Origin of the sequence: Herbidospora solisilvae, from assembly GCF_009901565.1 — a bacterium.
GTDB classification, from domain to species: domain Bacteria; phylum Actinomycetota; class Actinomycetes; order Streptosporangiales; family Streptosporangiaceae; genus Herbidospora; species Herbidospora solisilvae.
In genome coordinates this window covers 626124-645618 of the sequence record NZ_WXEW01000002.1, presented here as the reverse complement: position 1 = coordinate 645618, position 19495 = coordinate 626124, and the positions used below count along the sequence as shown (strand labels likewise).

Annotated in this window: 19 protein-coding genes; 7 read left to right on the top strand and 12 right to left on the bottom strand. The window is 72.0% G+C overall.

All coding sequences use genetic code 11. The features are described 5' to 3' along the window. Window positions 1-161 precede the first annotated feature (161 nt). Window positions 162-1169, top strand: a complete 1008-nt coding sequence (locus GT755_RS08690) for a LacI family DNA-binding transcriptional regulator (protein WP_161479170.1) — start codon at window positions 162-164, stop codon at window positions 1167-1169. Here the strand turns inward: GT755_RS08690 and GT755_RS08685 are convergent. From GT755_RS08685 to GT755_RS08675, 3 genes are all read right to left on the bottom strand, one after another. Then, window positions 1141-2505, bottom strand: coding sequence for a DUF4012 domain-containing protein (locus GT755_RS08685; RefSeq protein ID WP_161479169.1), 1365 nt, complete (start codon window positions 2503-2505; stop codon window positions 1141-1143). The genes GT755_RS08690 and GT755_RS08685 overlap by 29 nt on opposite strands. Continuing rightward, window positions 2502-2840, bottom strand: coding sequence for a hypothetical protein (locus tag GT755_RS08680; protein ID WP_161479168.1), 339 nt, complete (start codon window positions 2838-2840; stop codon window positions 2502-2504). The genes GT755_RS08685 and GT755_RS08680 overlap by 4 nt, the downstream gene beginning before the upstream one ends. Before the next feature lie 119 nt (window positions 2841-2959). Further along, a complete protein-coding gene (locus GT755_RS08675) occupies window positions 2960-3427 on the bottom strand; it encodes a glutathione peroxidase (protein ID WP_161479167.1) in 468 nt (155 codons plus the stop codon). 425 nt (window positions 3428-3852) lie between these two features. Here GT755_RS08675 and GT755_RS41025 point away from each other — a divergent pair, with 425 nt between their 5' ends. Then, the gene (locus GT755_RS41025) at window positions 3853-4293 is read left to right on the top strand and encodes an aggregation-promoting factor C-terminal-like domain-containing protein (protein ID WP_328794248.1); all 441 of its coding nucleotides are present in this window, start codon (window positions 3853-3855) and stop codon (window positions 4291-4293) included. Window positions 4294-4350: 57 nt separating this feature from the next. After that, window positions 4351-6675, top strand: a complete 2325-nt coding sequence (locus tag GT755_RS08665) for an ABC transporter permease (protein ID WP_161479166.1) — start codon at window positions 4351-4353, stop codon at window positions 6673-6675. Here the strand turns inward: GT755_RS08665 and GT755_RS08660 are convergent, their stop codons facing one another. Continuing rightward, window positions 6676-7308 carry a TetR/AcrR family transcriptional regulator C-terminal domain-containing protein gene (locus GT755_RS08660; protein ID WP_161479165.1) on the bottom strand — a complete coding sequence of 211 codons (633 nt, stop codon included), beginning with the start codon at window positions 7306-7308 and terminating at the stop codon, window positions 6676-6678. It abuts the gene before it with no gap. Between the two features lie 73 nt (window positions 7309-7381). On the opposite strand from GT755_RS08660, the gene GT755_RS08655 reads away from it, so the two are divergent. Then, window positions 7382-8497, top strand: coding sequence for a ferritin-like domain-containing protein (locus GT755_RS08655; protein WP_161479164.1), 1116 nt, complete (start codon window positions 7382-7384; stop codon window positions 8495-8497). Window positions 8498-8507: 10 nt separating this feature from the next. Here the strand turns inward: GT755_RS08655 and GT755_RS08650 are convergent, their stop codons facing one another. The 4 genes from GT755_RS08650 to GT755_RS08635 are packed head-to-tail and all read right to left on the bottom strand — an operon-like array spanning window position 8508 to window position 10600. After that, on the bottom strand, window positions 8508-9470 hold the full coding sequence (locus GT755_RS08650; protein WP_161479163.1) for a zinc-binding alcohol dehydrogenase family protein: 963 nt from the start codon (window positions 9468-9470) through the stop codon (window positions 8508-8510). Between the two features lie 45 nt (window positions 9471-9515). Further along, window positions 9516-9839, bottom strand: coding sequence for a DUF202 domain-containing protein (locus GT755_RS08645; RefSeq protein WP_161479162.1), 324 nt, complete (start codon window positions 9837-9839; stop codon window positions 9516-9518). Next, window positions 9829-10161, bottom strand: a complete 333-nt coding sequence (locus GT755_RS08640; RefSeq protein ID WP_161479161.1) for a YidH family protein — start codon at window positions 10159-10161, stop codon at window positions 9829-9831. The genes GT755_RS08645 and GT755_RS08640 overlap by 11 nt, the downstream gene beginning before the upstream one ends. A gap of 49 nt (window positions 10162-10210) precedes the next feature. Further along, window positions 10211-10600, bottom strand: coding sequence for a hypothetical protein (locus tag GT755_RS08635; RefSeq protein WP_161479160.1), 390 nt, complete (start codon window positions 10598-10600; stop codon window positions 10211-10213). A gap of 95 nt (window positions 10601-10695) precedes the next feature. Between GT755_RS08635 and GT755_RS08630 the strand changes: the two genes are divergently transcribed. Continuing rightward, window positions 10696-10953, top strand: a complete 258-nt coding sequence (locus GT755_RS08630) for a ubiquitin carboxyl-terminal hydrolase 14 (RefSeq protein WP_062333808.1) — start codon at window positions 10696-10698, stop codon at window positions 10951-10953. On the opposite strand, the gene GT755_RS08625 is transcribed toward GT755_RS08630, so the two are convergent. Together GT755_RS08625 and GT755_RS08620 are read right to left on the bottom strand one after the other, a co-directional pair. Then, window positions 10950-12536, bottom strand: a complete 1587-nt coding sequence (locus GT755_RS08625; protein ID WP_161479159.1) for a Na+/H+ antiporter — start codon at window positions 12534-12536, stop codon at window positions 10950-10952. The genes GT755_RS08630 and GT755_RS08625 overlap by 4 nt on opposite strands. A 28-nt stretch (window positions 12537-12564) precedes the next feature. Next, a complete protein-coding gene (locus tag GT755_RS08620) occupies window positions 12565-13617 on the bottom strand; it encodes a hypothetical protein (RefSeq protein WP_161479158.1) in 1053 nt (350 codons plus the stop codon). A gap of 392 nt (window positions 13618-14009) precedes the next feature. On the opposite strand from GT755_RS08620, the gene GT755_RS08615 reads away from it, so the two are divergent. Further along, window positions 14010-15974 (top strand): ATP-dependent DNA helicase, encoded by a 1965-nt coding sequence (locus GT755_RS08615; protein ID WP_161479157.1) that lies wholly within the window; start codon window positions 14010-14012, stop codon window positions 15972-15974. Here the strand turns inward: GT755_RS08615 and GT755_RS08610 are convergent. Both GT755_RS08610 and GT755_RS08605 read right to left on the bottom strand, forming a co-directional pair. Then, complete coding sequence (locus tag GT755_RS08610; RefSeq protein ID WP_161479156.1) at window positions 15964-16791, bottom strand: MOSC domain-containing protein; 828 nt, start codon at window positions 16789-16791, stop codon at window positions 15964-15966. The two genes, GT755_RS08615 and GT755_RS08610, sit on opposite strands and share 11 nt — an antisense overlap. Window positions 16792-16833: 42 nt before the next feature. Further along, a complete protein-coding gene (locus GT755_RS08605) occupies window positions 16834-17085 on the bottom strand; it encodes a hypothetical protein (protein WP_161479155.1) in 252 nt (83 codons plus the stop codon). A gap of 1244 nt (window positions 17086-18329) precedes the next feature. Here GT755_RS08605 and GT755_RS40465 point away from each other — a divergent pair. Further along, on the top strand, window positions 18330-19250 hold the full coding sequence (locus GT755_RS40465; RefSeq protein WP_161479154.1) for a hypothetical protein: 921 nt from the start codon (window positions 18330-18332) through the stop codon (window positions 19248-19250). Window positions 19251-19495 lie beyond the last annotated feature (245 nt).

Here is a 19495-nt window from a genome sequence, read left to right as displayed (position 1 = left end):
GCGCCGCCTTCCCATTGAGGGAAAAGTGGATACGTTTTCATGCATCTCACCCGAACCGGACATGCGTGTCAAGCGACTCGCCCGGTTTGGGCTTGTCATCGTATGTCGCGTTATCGTGCCGAGACTGGCGGTGATGATGGAATGATGATGGAATCGTTTCCATGAGCACTCCTGGACCACGCCGCACCACCATCAAAGACGTCGCCGAACTGGCCGGAGTCGGGGTGGCCACGGTGTCGCGGGTGTTGTCGGGCGGCTCGGCGAGCGCGGAGACCCGGGAGCGGGTGCTCGACGCGGCGACCAAGCTCGACTACCGGCCGAGCGCCCTCGGTCGCAATCTACGTCAGCAGCGCAGCGGCGGGGTCGCCCTGCTCGTGCCCGACATCACCGACGGGTTCTACGCGCGGCTCTGCGACGGGGTGTTGTCGTGCGCCCGGTCCTACCGCGAGCCGGTCACCATCGGCGTGACCGGCGACGACGCCGAGCAGGAGGCCGACCTGGTCGGCGGGCTGCTGGAGCAGAGCATGGACCGCATCATCGCGGTGCCGAGCGGCGACGGCGAGATGTGGGCGAGCGCGGTGCGGGCCGGGCTGAACGTCGTGTTCGCCGACCGGCGCGTGTGGTCGCCCGGCCAGCACGCCCGCGCGCTCGACGAGGTGCCGGCCGTGCTGACCGACGACCGGTCGGGGCTGCGTACCGCGATCGAATACCTGACCGGGCTCGGCCACCGCAAGATCGGCTTCCTGGCCCGCCAGGGCATGTCCCACCGGGTCGCCGCGTTCCGCGAGGCCATGGGCGACCTGCTCGACGAGGATCTCGTGGTGTTCGCGCGGGCCAGCCGCGACTCCGCCTACGCCGCCGCGGCCGGGCTGTTCCAGCGGCGGGCCGACCTGACGGCCGTCATCGCCGGGGGCAACATGCTCGGCGAGGCGGCCGTGCTGGCCGCCCGCGAGCTCTATGTGCGCATCCCGCGCGACCTGTCGCTCATCATGTTCGACGACGTGCCGTGGGCCGAACTGTGCTCGCCCCCGCTGACGGTGATCGCGCAGCCCGCCTCCGACGTGGGTTACCGCGCGGCCGAACTGGTCCTGCGCCACGGGCGGCGGCCGCGGACGGTGTCGCTGCCGACCGAGCTGATCGTCAGGAGCAGCTGCGCTCCCCGGCGGTGACCACGGTCCGCTGCGGCTTGGCCATGGGCTGCTCCGGCACGACCGGCGCGGCCGAGGACGGGGGCTCCACCAGTCGCAGCTCCAGGGTCCGGGTCTCCCCCGCGGGCAGGTCGAGCGTCGTGGAGAACACCGGGTGGCCGTGCTCGGTCTCCTGCTTCAGCTCGGCCACCTTCCCGTCGAGGTAGGCCTTCTCCAGCCGCGACCCGACGGCGGTGAACACCGACACCCACACCCTCCCGTCGCGGTCGCCGTTGCGCAGCGTCGCCGACACCGTGCTGCCGCACTCCGGGGACAGGCGGTATTCGACCGTACGGTCGAGGTTGCGCCCGATCCCGTCCCCGCCCGCGTCGTTGACGACCACGTGCGCGAACGGCCCCGGCGCGGGCGTCAGCACACCCGCCAGCGGGGTGCGCTCCAGCAGCCGCTGCTCCTCCGGGTCGGCCGACCAGATCCGGATGTGCCCCTGGTCGATGACCTTCATCAGGCCGGGCAGCCCGGCCAGGCCCGACAACCGCGCCAGCGTGGCCGCCTCGGCGCCGATCACCCCGTCGACCGGCTGCCCGTGGAGGGCGGCCCAGACGCGGGCGGCGTACGGGAAGTGCGGCGAGCGGTTCGACGCCGACAGGGTGCGGGTGGCGTCGGCGCCGTAGCGGGCGGCGTAGCCGGGGCCGAGGTCGAGGACGGGGCCCGGCGCGTCGGGCACCCGGCGGACCGGTTCGACGGTCCAGCCGGTCGGCGCGATCGTCACCACCCCGAACCCGCGCACCACTCCCCCGGTCGCCCGTGCCCGGTCGGGACTCTGCACGGCGACCAGGAACCGGCCGCGCAATCCCGCCAGCGCGGCCAGCGTGTCGAGCCGCCGCAGCGCCTCGACCTGGGGCAGCACCGCCCGCGCGGCCTGCAGATGGCCGACCGCCCGCGGGATCTCGGCCGGGTTCTGGCGCAGCAGCAGTTCCAGACCGGTGGCCAGGTCGAGCGCGGCCCGCGCGTAGTCGCGGACCGTCCTGGCCCGTGCACCGGCGAACGGGAGACGGGCCAGCAGCGCCCAGTCGCGGCCCGAGGTGTAGCGCATGGCGGCCTCGGCGCCGGCGCGGGCCTCGCCGATACGCGCCGCGATCTCCGGGCCGGGCGGGATCAGCCGGGTCGACCCGGCCAGCTCCTTGAGCGCGTCTCGCGCGTCGGACAGATGCCGCGCGGCCGAGACGCCCAGGTAGACGGGCCACGCCACGCCCAGCGTGGTCGCCGTCAGCGCGGAGGCCGCGACGACGGTCCGCAACCAGCCCTTGCGCTTCCAGGCGACGCGCGCCCAGCCGACCCGCGCCCACCGCACCCTCACGTCAGGCGCCTGACGCCGGCCCGTCTGCGCCGCCGGGCCCCGACGGCCAGCAGCACCCCGGTGAGCGCCAGCCCCGACGCGGCCACGGCCAGCGCCTCGAGCGGAGCCCCGGTGAACGGCAGGTCCTCGGTGACCGGACGGCGCGGATCGACGGCGGGCGAATCCCACCCGTCGAAGAACCCGACGGTGGCCTGCTCCCCGGTGACGAAGGCGTCGGCCACGTCGTGGGAGCCCGACCTTGCGATGGGCCCCGCGATCGGGCCTGCGATGGGCACGGCGGCGGCCAGGCAGGTCCACATCAGCCCCACGCAGGCGAGGGCACGCACTGCGAGCATGGCCTCCCCCGGAGAGCAGCGGACCCCGGCCGGAATCGGGCCGGTGCTCCCTTCCTACGAGGGCGGTCGCGCGGGCCCGCCCAGCGACGCGCCCGCATGACCGAAACTTGCCGCCGGCGCTACAGGTTCTTCTCGATCGCCGCCACGACCTCGGCCGACTCGGGCTCGATCTGCGGGGCGAAGCGGGCGGTCACCTCGCCGGCGGCGTTGACGGTGAACTTCTCGAAGTTCCACTTGATGTCCTCGCCGTCGCCGACCAGCGCGCGGTAGAGGGGGTGGCGGCCGTCGCCGTTCACGTCGGCCTTCTCCAGCAGCGGGAAGTCGACGCCGTAGGTGACCGAGCAGAACTCCTGGATCTCGTCGGCGGTGCCGGGCTCCTGGCCCATGAACTGGTTGCACGGCACGCCGATGACGGTGAAGCCACGCGGCGCGAAGGTGTCCTGGAGGCGGACCAGGCCGGTGTACTGCGGAGTCAGGCCGCACTTGGAGGCCACGTTCACGACCAGTGCCGAACGCCCCTGGAGGAGGTCGCCGAGCGTCGTCTCCCGGCCGTCGAGGGTGGTCACGGGGATGTCGAGATTCGTCATGGGGCCGACTCTACCCAGCGTCACTTTCGTCCCGCTCACCCCGTTGGGACGAGCTGAAACCCCAGGCTGGGGGCATTTCCCCGCCATCGGGACCTCTGCTGTGAGGACCGCCAGGCCAGCGCCGGGCCGTGTGATCACCCCGGCTTGGCACGGGGTCGGCAAACAACCGTTCTCGGGGGGCCGAAGACGCGGCGGCGTGGTCGCCCGGCGTACTTCAATCCGCGCTAGAGAGCGAGACGCGGACGGCCGCAGGCCGGTCGTGGCTCGTGTCTTGAATCTGCCGTGAACAAACGTCGCGGTGCCTCCGGGGAGTTGGTCTGTTGTCCCGGTTCGGCCGCGCGGACCGGTGCGCGCGAGCCATGGGCGTGCCGGACACAGGGGTTCGGCCCCTGACGACCGCACGCGACCCGACGACAAGGACCGATTTGGACAGCATCAGCGCACGTCGCGGCACCGTCGCGGCCATGCTCGCGTTCGCCGCGCTCGCCGGGGCCACCCCCGCCTCCGCCTGCGTGACCGAGCATGACGGCCACACCTGGAAACGGCGGGCCGCGCCCACGATCAAGGCGAGCAGCAAGATGTACGCCCACCGCCTGATCATCCGCCGCGACTGGGCACGCCGGGAGTTCCGCTGCCTCGACAGCCTGTGGACGCGCGAGAGCAACTGGAACCACAAGGCGCGCAACCGCTGGTCGGGCGCCTACGGGATCCCGCAGGCCTACCCCGGCGACAAGATGGCCCGGGCCGGCTGGGACTGGCGGGTGAACCCCCGGACGCAGATCCGCTGGGGCATCGGCTACATCAGGGGCCGGTACGGCTCGCCGTGCGGGGCGTGGGGACACTTCCTGGCCCACAACTGGTACTGAGGTACCGGGGGGAAGCCCCCTGGCAGCGCGGCGCGGTGACGGCGCAGACTGCCGGGCATGGACGGGATCGTCGCGGCGTGGCTGCGCCTGGAGGCACGGCGGCGCGGCCGGTCGCTCCTCGTCCTGGCCCTCCTCGTGGCGTTCGGGACCGCCACCGTGCTGACCGCGGTGGCCGGGGCCCGGCGGGGCGGCGGGGCGGTCGACCGCCTGCTGGCCGTCACGGCCCCGGCGACCGCCGTCGTGCTGCCCAACCAGGCCGGGTTCGACTGGGCCGCCCTGCGCGCGTTGCCGCAGGTCGAGGCGGTGACGACGTTTCCCGGCTACATCTCGACGGTGGTCGCGGAGGACCCGGGCGACGACACACCGTCGCCGTTCGTCGCCGCCGACACCGAAGCCATGACCACCGTCGAGCGCCCGGTCGTGCTGGCCGGGCGGCTGCCCGACCCGGCGAGCGCCCACGAGGCGGTGGTGACCCCGGCCTACGCGGCGCGGGGCTTCGGCGTGGGCCGGCGGGTCACCGTGCTGCTGCCGACGCCGGACGACGCGGCGGCCGGCATCGGCGGGGGGCGCACCGGCCCGCCGCGCGGGCCCAGGGTGCCCGTCACGATCGTCGGGGTGGTGCGCTCGGCCTGGTACGCCGACGAACCCGACGGGCGCGGCCACTTCATCCCCTCTCCGGGCCTGGTGGCGGCCTATCCCGACGAGATTTTGGGACCTGACCGCCAGGCGCCCCTGAACGGGCTGGTCAGGGTGGCCGAGGGCGGGCTGCCCGCGCTCCGCGCCTGGCTGGCCGGGCGCGGCGACGTCGAGGTCGCCGACCGCGCCGACGAACTGGCCCACGTGCGCCAGGTGATCGGGTTCGAGACCGGCTGCCTGCTGGTCTTCGCCGTCGCGGCGTTCCTCACCGCAGTGGTGCTGGTCGGCCAGGCCGTCTTCCGGTACGCAACCGCGTCGGCCGCCGACCTGCGCCCGCTGACCCTGGTGGGGATGACCCGGCGGCAGGCCGCCACGGCGACGGCGGCGGCGGTGCTCCCGTCCGCGGTCCTCGGCGGCGGCGTGGGCGTGCTGGGCGCGGTGCTCGCCTCGGCGTGGTTGCCCTACGGCACCGCCGCCCTCTACGAGCCCTCACCCGGCGTCGACGCCGACCTGCCGGTGCTGCTGCTGGGCTGGCCGGCGGCCGTCGTGCTGGTCGCGGCGGGTGCGGCGGTCACGGCGCTGCTGCCCCGGGCACGTCCGGCGCCCCGGCGGTCGGCGGTGACCCGGCTGGCCCTGCCGGTGCCGGTGACGACCGGCCTGCGGTTCGCGCTCGAACCGGGCAACGGGGTCGCCCTCTCCGGCGCGGTGACGGGCGTGCTCGGCGTGGTGGCGGCGGCCGTCTTCGCCGCCGGGGTGGCCGACGCCGCGGCGCGGCCCGAGCGGTTCGGCCAGCACTACGCCCTGATGGCGGTGTTCGGCTTCGACGGCCGCGTGTCCACGCCGGCGCGGCCCGCGCTGGAGTCGATCGCGGCGTTGCCGGGGGTCGCCGGGGTGCTCGACCTGCGGATCGCGTCCGGCCGGTCGGGGCAGGTCAGCGTGGTGGCCCACACCTACGACCCCGTGGAGGCGCCGGTGCCGCTGGTGCTGACCGAGGGGGCCGAGCCCGCCTCCGGCCACGACGTGGTGCTCGCCCTGACGACGGCCCGCGAACTCGGCGTCGGCGTCGGCGACCGGATCCCGCTGACCGGCGAGGCGGGCACCCGGGAGATGCGCGTCAGCGGCCTCGGCTTCGCGGTCGAGAGCACCACGACCGGATACGACACCGGCGCGTGGATCACCCCGGCGGCCTACGACGCGATCTTCACCGGGTTCAAGGAACACGGCGGCCTGGTCGTGCTCGACCCGGGTGGCGACCCCTCGGCGGTGGCCCGCCGCATCACCGGCGGCCCGGGCGGCCGGTTGCTGGTCTTCCCGCCGTTCACGCCGCCGCAGCGGGCCGAGATCCGCAACGTCGCGGTGCTGCCGGTCGCGCTCGGCGTGTTCCTGACGGCGCTGGCGCTGGGCGCGACGGCCCACGCCCTGTCCACGGCCGTCCGCCGCCGGGGCCGGGACCTGGCGGTGCTGCGGGCGCTGGGCCTGACGCCGGGGCAGACGCGCGGCGTCGTGGTCGTCCAGGCGGTGGTCACCGCGGTGATCGGCCTGGTCACGGGGGTGCCGCTGGGGCTGGCGCTGGGCCGGGTGCTCTGGCGGGCGGCGGCCGGCATCATGCCGCTGCAGTACGTCCCGCCGTCGGCGCCGCTGGTGTGGCTCGGGCCGGCGGCGCTGCTGGCGGTGGTCGTGCTGGCGCTCTCACCGGGCCGCCGCGCCGCCCGGATCGGGCTCGGCGCGGCGCTGCGAGCCGAATGATCAGGTGGTGCGCTGGGCCAGCCGCCCGGCGATGGCCTCGATGAGGAGGTCGAGGCCGAAGTCGAACTCGGCCTCGTGGTCGCACTCCGACAGGTGCGGGGCCAGCGCGCCGATCTGGGGGAACAGCTCCGCGTCGACGTCGTCGGCCCGGATGGCGCCGTGGACGGGGGCGAACGTCGGGGTGACCCCGACCTCGCGCAGGAGCGAGCCGATGACGTACGCGATGAAGACCCGGAAGATCTGCACGGCCTCGCGCTCGCCGAACCCCGCCTCGCGCAGCGTCGACAACGCGCGCTCCACCGGCAGCATGCCCGCCGCCGACTTGAGCTGGCGGCTCACCACGACCATGGTCGAGCGGGGGTGGCTGTGCGCGATCTGCCGGAACGCGCGGGCCTGCATGCGGACCCGGTCGGTCCAGGGCGCGGCGGGGTCGTCGGTGAACTCGACCTCCGACAGAATCGTCTCGGACACCGCGTCGAGCAGGGCCGACTTGTTCGGCACGTGGTTGTAGAGCGACATCACGCCGACCTCCAGATCGGCAGCGATGCGCCGCATGGAGACGGCGTCGGCGCCCTCGCGCTCGATCAGGTCGATGGCGGCGGCGACGATCCGGGTGCGGTTCAACGGTGGCACGCGACCAGTATTGACCGGCGGTAAGCTGCGTGTCACTGTCGAGACGTACAGCGTACGTACGGGAGGCCCACACGTGTCCACGCACGAGCTCTACACCATCCCCGCGGACATGCGGACCTGGGACGTCCAGATGGCCGGATCGGCCCGGTTCACCTGGGAGTACGACGACGGCCGCGACCGCATGCTGGCCCTTTACCAGAAGGGCAAGGACAAGCAGTGGGACTCGGTGAAGCGTGTCGACTGGGGCCTGGAGGTCGACCCCTACGACGTGCTCGGCATCCCCGACGAGACCATCGCGATCTACGACTCGCCGCTGTGGCACCGCATGGACGACCAGACCCGCAAGGAGGTCCGCCGCCACGGGGCCGCCTGGCAGTTCTCCCAGTTCCTCCACGGCGAGCAGGGCGCGATGATCTGCTCGGCGCGCATCGTGGAGTCGGTGCCCGACCTCGACTCGAAGTTCTACGCGGCCACCCAGACCATGGACGAGGCCCGCCACGCCGAGACCTACGCCCGTTTCCTCCAGGAGAAGGTGGGCCTGGCCTACCCGATCAACCCCTACCTGAAGTCGCTGCTCGACTCGACCCTGAGCGACTCCCGCTGGGACATGCCCTACCTGGGCATGCAGGTCCTCATCGAGGGCCTGGCCCTGGCCGCCTTCGGCGTCATGCGCGACATCACCACCAAGCCCCTGCCCAAGCAGATCCTCGCCTACGTCATGCAGGACGAGGCCCGCCACGTCGCCTTCGGCCGCATGGCGCTGCGCGACTACTACGCCGGCCTGTCCGAGGCCGAGCGCCGCGAGCGCGAGGACTTCGTGATCGAGGGCTGCTGGCTGATGCGCGACCGGCTGCGCGGCCGGGAGCAGTGGGAGGCCCTGGGCCTGTCGAAGACCGAGGTCGAAGAGGCCCACCAGCTGGTCGACCAGTCGCGCTACCTGCAACTGTTCCGCTCGTTGCTGTTCAGCCGCATCGTGCCGTGCGTGAAGGACATCGGATTGTGGAGCCCCCGGCTCCAGCAGGCCTACGTCGACATGGGCGTGCTCGACATGGCGGGCCAGAACCTCGACGACCTCATGCGCCAGGACGAGGAGATCGCCGAGAGGCTCGACGCCGAGCGCTTCGCCAAGGAGGAGGCCGAACGCGCCGTCGAGGTCGCTGAGACCATCGCCGCCGCCACGGCCGAGTGACACGGGCCGGCTAACGCCGCACGACCACCTTGCCGATCGACGACCCGGCGCCGACGAGTTCGTGCGCCCGGCGCAGCCCGGCCGCGGTGAAGTCGTCGATCTCGGTGGTCAGCGTCGAGCGCAGGCGGCCCGCGTCGAAGTGGGCGGCGGCCTCGTCGAGGAGACGTCCCTGGGAGCCCATGTCGGGGGTCTCGTACATGGCGTGGGTGAACATGAACTCCCAGTGCCAGGCGATGCTCTTCGACTTGAGCGGGTAGAGGTCGGGGTGGTGGTCGTCGATGGCCACGACGTGCCCGAACGGCTTGACGAGCTCGGCGTAGGCCTCGATGTTGCCCTCGGAGAACGGCGAGAACACCGCCTCGACCCCGTCGGGCGCCAGAGCCTTGACCGACTCGACGAGCGTGTGGCGGTCGACGGTCGCGTCGGCGCCCAGCCGGGTCACCCAGTCGTGGGTCTCGCCGCGCGCGGCCGTGCCGATCACCCGCAGTGACGTCAGCTGCTTGGCGAGCTGCACGAGCATCGAGCCGACCCCGCCGGGCGCCCCGACGACGAGCAGCGTGCCCGTGGTCTCCTTGTGCGCCCCGAGGTGGGTGAAGAGCGACTCCCAGGCCGTGATCGTGGTCAGCGGCACGGCGGCCGACTGCGCCACCGACAGGGTCCTGGGCCGGTGGCCGACGATCCGCGCGTCGACGGCGTGCAACGCGGCGTTGGCGCCCTGGCGGGTGACGTCGCCGGCGTAGTAGACCTCGTCGCCGGGCTCGAACCCGGTGGCTTCCGGGCCGGTCCTGACGACGGTCCCGGCGGCGTCGAACCCCAGGATGCGCCGCTCGTCCCCCGCGCCCGCGGCGATCTTCACGTCGGCCGGGTTGACCGAGACGGCCTCGACCCGGACGAGCAGGTCATGCGGGCGGAGTGTGGGCTCGGGCACCTCGACGTCGACGAGGCCCCCGCCGCTGGTGGCGATGGCACGCATACCCAGCAGGCTATGGAGCCGACGGTCACCACCCGGCAAAAGGGGTCAGAAGACCACGAAAACCAAGCCTCCCACCACCGCCGCCAGCACCCCGAACCACAGGGTCAGCGCGTCGCCGCCGTGCTCGAACGGGCGCTCCTGGTGCAGCGCCTCCTGCACCTGCCGGAACCGCCGTCCCGTACGGAGCAGCGTGACCGCCCCCAGCAGCGCCGCGACCCCGAAGAACACGATCGCCACGGGATGGCCCGAGGACCGGGCCGTCACGCCCGCCCCGCCGAGCCCCAGGGTCGCCAGCGCGGTGGCGGTGCGGACCCACGCCAGGCGGGTGCGTTCACTCTGCAGGCCGGGATCCCAGCTCTCAGCCGACAAGGATCAGCACCAGCGCCAGCACGGCGACACCCGCCACGCCGTACCCGAAGAGGGGCGCCAGCCTCGGCGGCGGGAGGGGTTCGGCGCGGCGCAGGGCCGTCTGCACCTTGCGCCAGCGCGGATAGGCGAACGCCGCCGCCAGGGCCGAGAGCAGCACGAGGACGACGGCGAGCGCGGTGCGGACCCAGGGGACGAAGAGGTCGGGCGGCACGGCGGCCATGGCGACTCCCCCGGCGCACAGCGCGAGGGAGGTGCTCAACCACGTCAGATAGGTGCGTTCGTTCGCCAGGGTGAACCGGGGGTCCGGTTCTTTACCGTCCATACCGAAAAGGATATTTCACCGCAATTCCGGCATGGCTTGCCGGAATTCGTCATTCCCCGGCGCAGGCGGAGGTGAGCGTCTCGGCCCACTGGACGGAGTCGGCGGCGAGTTTCTGGAGGGCGTCGACGGCGTCGTTGGCATCCTGGATGTCGAAGGAGTTGAGCTTGGCGGCGACGTCGTTGGCCGCGTCGGCGAGGGTCGTGTTGGCCGCGTCGTTGGCCAGGTTCTCCAGCTTGTTCGCGCCGTCGGCGAGGGCCGTCTCGACGGCCTGCGGGTCGCTCGCGAGGCCGGTCACCTTCTGCACGGTCTCGGTCACGATTCCGGCGGCCTGGATACACTGCTGCGTCTTGTCGATCGCCCCGGTGATCTCGTTGAGCTCGCCGCAACCGGTGAGCAGCACGAGCGTAAGCGGGACCGCGGCAAGAGGGAGGAGTCGCATGGCCTGGAGCCTAATGCACGCGAACCTGCCCCAAGCGCCCCATCACAAAGGGGCAGGTCGGATTGTGCCGGACGCGGCGTCGTACGATCAAAAGCATGGGAATGTGCGAACATCTGCAGGTCGCCGGGGACCCGAAGCCGACCTCCCCGCAGGGGTGCGAGGAGTGCCTGCGCGAGGGCACCCGGTGGGTCCACCTGCGTAAGTGTCTTGACTGCGGGCATATCGGCTGCTGCGACTCCTCGCCCCGCCGGCATGCCACCGCCCACTACAAGAACTCCGATCACCCGGTCATGCAGTCGTTCGAACCGGGTGAGGCGTGGAAGTGGTGCTTCATCGACAACGTGATGGGTTAGTCGCGCTCCAGGGTGGCCTCTTCGAAGTCGAGTTCCGACATGATCCGGCGCAGCACCTCGTCGTCGATCCTGCGCTGGTCGCGGAGCCTGATGAAGACCGCCCGCTCGGCGGCGAGCATCTCCCGGCGCAACCGCCGGTAGACGGTCGCGGGCGTCTCCTCGCCCTCGGGCCCGGTGCCGCCGCCGAGCCGCTCCCAGGCCATCCGCGCCACCCGCTCCGAACGGTCGCGGAGCCCCTGCACGACCTCCTCGTGGATGTCGAGCACCCCTTCGGCCACCAGCTCGTCGAGCCGTTTCGTGGCCGCCGCCGCCGCGGCCTGCTGCGCGGCCGCCTCCGACAGGTCGTCTTCGAACCGCTCGCGCTCGTTGGAGATCCCCAGCTTGCGGATCAGCCACGGGAACGACAGCCCCTGGACGACCAGGGTGCCGATCACCACGGCGAAGGTCAGGAACAGCAGCAGATCGCGCTGCGGCACGTCGGCGGGCAGCGCGAACGCCGCCGCCAGTGACACCACGCCGCGCATTCCCGCCCAGCTCAGCGTCGCCACGTTCTGCCAGGGCACCTTGGGCTCCCTGGCCCGGACCTTCTTGGACAGGATCCTCGGCAGGTAGGCGCTGGGCACCATCCAGACCACCCGGCTCAGCACCGTCACCAGGAACAGCACCAGGGCGTACATGCCGACCGTGGCGGGCTCGTAACCCTGCAGCCCGGCGATCAGCGGGAGCAGCTGCAGCCCGATCAGGGCGAAGACGATGCCCTCAAGCAGGAAGTCCATCACCTGCCACACGGCGGCCGACAACAAGCGGGTGCCGTAGGAGGTGCGGCTCATCTGGTGGCCGAGGTAGATGCCCACCACGACCACGGAGATCACGCCCGAGGCGTGCACGACCTCCGCCGCCAGGTAGGCGCCCCAGGGCACCAGCAGCGAGATCGAGTTGGCCACCAGGGCGTCGGAGATCCGGGTCAGGATGCGGCCCACGACCCAGGCGATGGCCAGCCCGATGGCCAGCCCGACCCCCGCCGCGAACAGGAACTCCCCGCCCGCCGCCAGGAAGCTCACGCTGCCGCCCGCGATGGCCCCGACCGCGACCCGGTAGGCGGTCAGCGCGGTCGCGTCGTTGAACAGGCTCTCACCGATCAAGACGGTCATGACCCGGCGCGGCAGGCCCAGCTTGCGTCCGACGGCCACGGCCGCGACGGCGTCGGGCGGCGCCACGATCGCGCCGAAGGCGATCGCCGCCGGGATGGTGAGCTCGGGCACCAGCAGGTAGGTCACCGTGGCGACCACGGCGGTGCTGAACAGCACCAGCCCGATCGACAGCAGCATGACCGGCCGCTTCACGTCGCGCAGCCGCAGGTAGGAGCTGTCGAGGGCGGCCGAGTAGAGCAGCGGCGGCAGGAACACGAAGAGCACGATCTCCGAGCTCAGTTCGTATTCCGGCACGAACGGGAGGATCGACGCGATCAACCCGGTGAGTACGAGAAGCAGAGGGACATTCCAGTCCATCCGCCGGGCCAGCGCGGAGACCGCGAGCGCACCGGCGGGGAGGGCCAGCAACTGGAGAATTGTGATCGCTTCCATCAAGCGGTCATCGTATGTCCCTCAACGACTAGCTCCAGTCACGCCTCTCGTCGGCGCCCTCGGGACGGACCCGCTCACCCGTGGAGTACATGGGCGGCTGCCCCTCGACATAGGGCCGCGAGACCGGGCCGAGACCCAGCGGGTCGTTGGGGTCGACGCCCTGCTGCGGCGGCTGCTGCTGGTAGCGGGGGTCGGCGTACTGCTGCGGCGGATACTGCTGCTGCCCCGGCGGGACCTGGAACGACGGGTCGGTGGAGTAGACCGCCCCCTGGGCGTAGCCCGGCGGGTAGGCCTGGGGGTCGGGGGCGTACGGCTCCGGCGGGAACGGCGGGGCCGCCTGCACCAGGTGGGGGCGCTGCTCCGGCGGGAACTGCTGGTAGGGCTGCTGGGGCGGCATCTGCTGCGGGGGCATCTGCGGCGGCATCGGCGGCTGCTGGACCTGCGGGGGCTGGTAGCTGCCGGTCTGGTAGACCGTTGCGTCGGCCTGGTAGACGTCGCCGGGGAAGGGCTGCTGCTGGTGCTGGGCCGCCTCGGCGTCGGGCTCGGCGTCGAACTGGTAGGCCGGGCGTCCCGGGATGGGCGAGGGGAACTGGTAGACCGGCTCGGCCGGGACCTGTCCGTCGAACGGCGGGAAGTCGGGCTGCGGGGCCTGGCGGCGCGGCCGCTCACGCGGCGGGGCCTGCTGGTCGACGGCGACGAGGCGGTCGCGCGTGGGGGCGCCCCGGGCGACCAGCACGTCGTTGGGGCCGAGCGCGGCCGGGGCCGGGGCGGGCTGGCCGTAGGCGGGGGTGGCCTCGGGGTAGGGGTTCGGGTCGTAGCCGACCGGCATGGGCTGCTGTTCCTGCGGGAAGGGCGGGAACGGCGGCTGCTGCGGCGCCATGGGCTGCTGGGGCTGCTGCTCGGGGGCCGGCGGGCGCGAGTATTGCCCCGTGCCGGGATATTCACCCGGGTAGTCGGCCAGGTCGGGCGCCGGGAAGGGACCCGTGCCGGGCTGGTCGGGGCCCGGCGTCGTCTGCCCCGTGGCCTCGGCGTAGCCGATCTGGAGGGTCTCCAGGAGGCGGCCGACGTCGTCCATGGGCATGCGGAAACTGGCGGTGCACATCTCGCCCCGCCACAGACTGAGAACGAGGGTCCCCTCGTGCCAGGTCACCCGCAGAACGCGGTCCTGACCTCGGGCGTCAAAGAAAACCTCGCCGAAGGATGGCAGCGGGACGACTTCCGACATGACAGACATAGTGCCTTTACCTGCCCTTATCCGTCCACTCGACCTCATGAAACCCTACAGAAACGCCCGTCTCGGATTGGTCGGGTCACCCCGTTTCCGCCCGAGGTAGATCGTCTTTGACCCAGCGCCCCGTGTGGCCAGTGTGCCACGGGAACTCCCCTTCGCACCCCCGAACTCCGGGATGTGGTCCGGCGGTCACGGTCCGATAACAGCACGCCGTTGTCGGTGGCGGGCGCTAGCCTTTCGGGGTGCCGAAATCCGACCTGCCAACTGTAGAAGAGCTGCTCACGATCGCCGTCAGGGAGCTCGGCGGCGCCGAGAGACCCGGGCAGGTCACCATGGCCGCGGCGGTCCAGAAGTCGCTCGACAAGGGCGACCATCTCGCAGTTCAGGCGGGCACCGGCACCGGCAAGTCGCTGGCCTATCTGGTGCCGGCGATCCGGCACGCGGCGATCTCCGACAGCGCCGTCGTCGTCTCCACGGCGACCATCGCCCTGCAGCGCCAGCTCGTCGACCGCGATCTTCCCAGGCTCGCCGACGCCCTAGAAAAAGAACTCCCACATCGACCGGAATTCGCCATTCTTAAGGGCCGTCGCAACTATCTGTGCCGATACAAGTCAACCGTCGGCATGCCCGAAGACGAACAGGATCAGCTTTTCGACCCCCGCGAAGTGAGCGCCACGGGCCGCATGGTCCAGCGCATCCAGGAATGGGCCGAGGAGACCGAGACCGGCGACCGCGACGAACTCGTCCCGGGCGTGAGCGAGATCGCCTGGCGCCAGTTCTCGGTGTCGGCGCGCGAGTGCCTGGGCGCCCAGCGCTGCCCCAGCGGGTCCGAGTGCTTCGCCGAGCTGGCCCGCGAACGGGCCGGGATGTCCGACGTGGTGGTGACCAACCACGCGCTTCTGGCCATCGACGCGATGGAGGACTTCCAGGTCCTCCCCGAACACCAGGTCGTGGTCGTCGACGAGGCCCACGAGCTGGTCGACCGGGTCACATCCGTGGTCACCGACGAGTTGTCCGAATCCACGGTGGGGCTGGCGGCCCGCCGCGCCGGCCGGCTGATCGAGCAGGGCCTCGCCGACCGCCTCCAGGAGGCGGCCGAAGACCTCGGCTCCCTCCTCGCAGCCGCTCCCGCCGGCCGCGTCGACGACCTGCCCCAGTCGCTCGGGCTGACCCTGGCGCTCGTGCGCGACGCGGCCTTCGCCTGCATCACCGCCCTCGGCTCCCGCACCGCCGACAAGGACGACCCCGAGGGCGCCGGGGCGAAGAAGGCGGCGTTCACGGCGCTCGACGAGGTCCACGACACCGCGCAGCGCATGCTCGACGCGTTCGGCGGCGACTCCGAGGTCGACCGGGCCGAGGTGGTGTGGCTGGAGGAGGGTTCCGGCCGGGTCCCCCCGACGCTGCGGGTCGCGCCCCTGTCGGTGGGCGGCATGCTCCGCGACAAGCTGTTCGGCGACCGGACCGTCGTGCTGACCTCCGCCACCCTGGCGCTCGGCGGCACCTTCGACGGCATGGCAGCCCAGTGGGGCCTGGGCAAGAACGACGACTGGAGCGGCCTCGACGTCGGCTCCCCGTTCGACCACGGGCGCTCCGGCATCCTCTACGTCGCCAAGCACCTCCCCCAGCCGGGCCGCGACGGCCTGCCCGAGGCCTACATCCAGGAGATGGTCGAGCTGGTCGAGGCGGCCGGCGGCCGGACCCTCGGGTTGTTCTCCTCGATGCGCGCCGCCAAGGCGGCGACCGAGGCGCTGCGCGACCGGCTGTCGGTGCCGCTGCTGTGCCAGGGCGACGACTCGACGTCGCTCCTGGTGAAGCAGTTCGCCGCCGACCCCGAGACCTGCCTGTTCGGCACCCTGTCGCTCTGGCAGGGCGTCGACGTCCCCGGCCCGTCGCTGACCTGCGTCATCATCGACCGCATCCCGTTCCCCCGCCCCGACGACCCGCTGACCTCCGCGCGGCAGCGCCACGTGGCCGCCAAGGGCGGCAACGGCTTCATGTCGGTCGCGGCCACCCACGCCGCGCTGCTGCTGGCGCAGGGCGCCGGCCGCCTGCTGCGGTCGATGGACGACCGGGGCGTGATCGCCGTCCTCGACCCCCGCCTGGCGACGGCCCGTTACAGCGGCTTCCTGCTGAACTCGCTGCCGCCCTACTGGCGCACGACCGACCCCGCGGTGGTCCGGGCGGCGCTGAAGCGGCTCACGTCCTGACGACCGGCACCACCGGGTCGCCGACCCTGAGTTCGCCCAGGTTCTTCGGGACCAGCCGGATGCCGAACCAGGTCTTGCCGTCCCATCTGCGGTGTTTGGCCAGCGTGCGGAGGGGTTCCTTGCCGCGCTCCCGCGTCTGCGGGTCCCAGAGGGTGACCAAGCAGCGGTCGCAGAGCTCGGAGACGCGGAAGTCGACCTCGCCGATGCGCACCGACGTCCAGGTGTCCTCCTCGAACGGCGCGAACCCCTCGACGACCACACTCGGCCGGAAACGGGCGACGTCGAGCGGCCGGGGCGTGGCCTCCTGCCGCTCGATGGCGCCCTCGGCGATCCAGTCGTCGAGACGCGCCAGGGAGTCGCGGGTGACGAGCAGCAGCGGGGCGTCCCAGGCGAAGCTGACCACCTCGCCGGGGAGCCCGCCGTGGTAGTCGACGATGTGCCGGCGGTTGGGATCGTCGAGGTAGACAAGTCTGGCCGGTTTGCCCAGGAGCCGGGTGAACCATTCATGGGCGTCGTCGTGCGCGAGCATGGCCTCGTCGAGCCCGTGGAAGTAGACGGGCACCAGCGGCCCGTCGGCGGGCGGGACCGTGAGCTCCTCGAGCCCCGGCGCATTGAGGACCAGCCCGCCCTCCGGGGCGTTGACGGCCCGGACGGAGAGATACTCCGGGTTCTCACCTGACCAGTAGCCGTCTCCCTTGTCGTCGACGACGGCCCACCGGCGGTCGCCTTCGAGGCCCCACGGAAGGACCTTGGCGTGGTCGAGCCGGATCCCCGTCACCGACTTGACGGGGTAGATCCGGATGTCGGAGAGCTTCATCAGTCGACTGTACGAGAAAGCGCTCTCTCAATCACGCGGGATTCAGTCGGGCTCGGCGTGGCCGGCCGCGCGGGCCTCCAGCGCGTAGCTGATACGGACGGAACGATATCGCTGACCCTCCGTGACGCTTTCGGGGAGATTCTCCCGGTTGGTGCCAGACGCGGCTTGGTCGTGGCCGTGGAACTCGACCTTGTGATCGGGCGCGACCCTGACCTCCAGGTCGTCGGCCGCGACGTCGGCGGCGATGACGATGTCGGCCCGCGCGATGTCCTCATCGGTGGGCCGGCCGCTCACGGGGGCCTCCCCAGCTTGCCGAGCCTGCGCAGGCCGGCCAGCACGGCGGCGTGCCGCAATTCCTTCAACGCCCCACCGAGCGTCTGACCGGCCCGATCCGGTCGCTCCCGCCGCCAGTGGTCGGCTTTCTGGTCGGCGTGCTCCTTGCCCTCGGGGCGAGTTTGGCCACCTTCCCGTTTCTGGGCTTGTCCCGCACCTTCTGGTGTCGGAGCTCGGCCACCGGCTTGTGGCTTCTCCGTCTGGCGCTCGCCATCCGGCTGGCCGGTTTGGCCTGCAGCTTCCGGGGTCGGAGTTCGGCCACCGACTTGCGGCTTCTCCGTCTGGCGCTCACTATCCGGTGCCCGAGCGTGGCCTGCTCCTTCTGTTGCGGGAGAGCCGCCCTCAGCTTGAGGTTTCTCCGTCTGGCGCTCGACTTCCGGTTGCCCGGCCTGGCCCTTGGCCTGCGGTGTTCCGCCCTCCGGCTTCCCTTCTTGACCTTCCGACTTCGGAGTCTGACCCTGCTCGCGCGGCTTTCCGGCCTCTCCCGCAGCTCTCGCATCGCCGGTGTCGCCCTCAGCCTCCGACTTCGGGGCTGGCGCCTCACCCTGCGGCGTCTCGGCTTGGCCTGATACTTCGGGCTCGCCGGCTTCGCTGGTGCCCTCCGACTCTGCGACTCGCGCTTCGCGCAGGGGGCTCCCGCCTTGCTCGTCACCCTCCGGTCTTGGAGATCGGCCGTCACCTGACGGCCTCCCCGCCTGGCCCTCAGCCCACGGCTCCCCGGCCGCGCCCTTGCCCTGTGGCCCCTCGGCCTCACCATCGCCTTGCGGTTGCCCGCCCTCGCGCGCGGCTTCCGGTCGCCCGGATCGGCCGTTGCCCTCCGGTGTGCTGGCTGTGCCCTCAGCTCTCAGTCTTTCGGCCTGGCCTTCATCTGGCGTCTTCGCAACCTGGCCTCCTGGTCGTGGCGTCTCATCCACGCCTTGTGCTGTTGGCTCACCCGCCGGGCCTCCGCCTTGCCGCCCCTCGGCTCCGCCTGCTCCTTCTGCCGTCGCAGGTCGGCCTTCTGCGCCTGGATCCTCTGTCTGGCCGCGGCTTTTGGAATCTTGAGCGCTGACCTCTTCTCCTGAGGCCTCCCGCGCACCTGCCGCACTTGGCTTCTCGACTTGGCCCTCGCTTGTCGACTCCTCGGCGGGGCTTCGCTCCTCTAGCTGAGCGTCGGAACTCTTCGTCTGGCCGCCGTCCTCGACGCGGCCGTCCTCTGCAGACCCGTGGACTTCAGCGCTTGGCCCATCGGCTTCACCACGGCCTTCCGGCTCTGCGGCCGACCTCGCTCCTGCCGACTCCTCAGACCGTTCACCGCCCAGGCTCTCGGCACCGTCACCGGTTTCCGGCTGCTCAACTTCGGTCGTTTGGCCGGACTGATCCTCGCCCTCTCTTGCCTGGTCCGCTTCGGCCTGGGAGTCGGTTCGTCGAGTTTCTCCACCCGCGCCGTCATCACGGTCGTGATCCGCGCTGCTCGCGCGCCTCACTGGCGGGCGGGAAACGCTCTCTTCGCCAGTGCCTTTTTCTTGATCGGCCCGGGCGCCGGCAGGCCGCTGCTGCTCCTCGACCACCGTGCCAGTGAGCACGTCCTCGCCGTCGCCGGAGGTCTGGTCGGGCCGACCTGTTCGATCGGCACCCTCTCCAACCCTCTGGCCACGTTGCCCAGATGCTTCTTCGTCGCGTCGGCGTTCGGCCTCGTCGGCCACACCAGGAGCCGGGCCACCATCCGAATCCCCATGTTCGGCAGCCCGACCGGCACTTCCCTCCGCCTTACCGGCCACCTCGCCGACCTCTCCCGCTTCGGCGCCCAAGGTCCCGGCGGCCTTCCCGGCACCCTCGCCTGCGGCCTGACCTGCCTCTCCGGCGGCCCTTCCGGCACCTTCACCGACCTGGCCTGCAGCCTGGCCTGCTCCCCGGCCCACGTTTTCGGCGGCCTTCCCGGCCCCCTCGCCGACCTCGCCGACCGCCTGGCCAGCGCCTTCGCCTACGTCGCTGACAGTCTCGCCAGCGCCCTCGCCGACCTCGCCCACCGCGTGACCGGCGCCTTCACCGACCTCACCGACCGCGTGACCGGCGCCTTCGCCGACCTCGCCCACCGCGTGGCCCGCGCCCGCGCCCACGTCGCTGACCGCTTCGCCCGCGCCTGAACCCACGTCACGGACCGCCTCGCCCGCGCCTGCGCCCACGTCGCTGACGGCGCTGCTGGCGCCCCTGCCGATCTCGCCGACGGCCTGGCCTGCGCCGCCGCCGATGGCCTCGGTGGCGTTGCCCAGGCCTCTGGTCAGGTTTTCGAGGATCTGCGGGTTGTGGTCGAGGGTCTGCAGGACGTCGCCGACGATTCTCGCCACGTTGTCGAGTCGCACCTTGAGCAGGGCCTGGGCCTGCACGCCCT

Coding starts and splice junctions, on each gene's coding strand:
- GT755_RS08690 (WP_161479170.1), top strand. CDS start 162: ATGAGCACTCCTGGACCACGCCGCACCACCATCAAAGACGTCGCCGAA.
- GT755_RS08680 (WP_161479168.1), bottom strand. CDS start 2,840: ATGCTCGCAGTGCGTGCCCTCGCCTGCGTGGGGCTGATGTGGACCTGC.
- GT755_RS08675 (WP_161479167.1), bottom strand. CDS start 3,427: ATGACGAATCTCGACATCCCCGTGACCACCCTCGACGGCCGGGAGACG.
- GT755_RS08665 (WP_161479166.1), top strand. CDS start 4,351: ATGGACGGGATCGTCGCGGCGTGGCTGCGCCTGGAGGCACGGCGGCGC.
- GT755_RS08650 (WP_161479163.1), bottom strand. CDS start 9,470: ATGCGTGCCATCGCCACCAGCGGCGGGGGCCTCGTCGACGTCGAGGTG.
- GT755_RS08640 (WP_161479161.1), bottom strand. CDS start 10,161: ATGGACGGTAAAGAACCGGACCCCCGGTTCACCCTGGCGAACGAACGC.
- GT755_RS08635 (WP_161479160.1), bottom strand. CDS start 10,600: ATGCGACTCCTCCCTCTTGCCGCGGTCCCGCTTACGCTCGTGCTGCTC.
- GT755_RS08630 (WP_062333808.1), top strand. CDS start 10,696: ATGGGAATGTGCGAACATCTGCAGGTCGCCGGGGACCCGAAGCCGACC.
- GT755_RS08625 (WP_161479159.1), bottom strand. CDS start 12,536: ATGGAAGCGATCACAATTCTCCAGTTGCTGGCCCTCCCCGCCGGTGCG.
- GT755_RS08620 (WP_161479158.1), bottom strand. CDS start 13,617: ATGCCCATGGACGACGTCGGCCGCCTCCTGGAGACCCTCCAGATCGGC.
- GT755_RS08610 (WP_161479156.1), bottom strand. CDS start 16,791: ATGAAGCTCTCCGACATCCGGATCTACCCCGTCAAGTCGGTGACGGGG.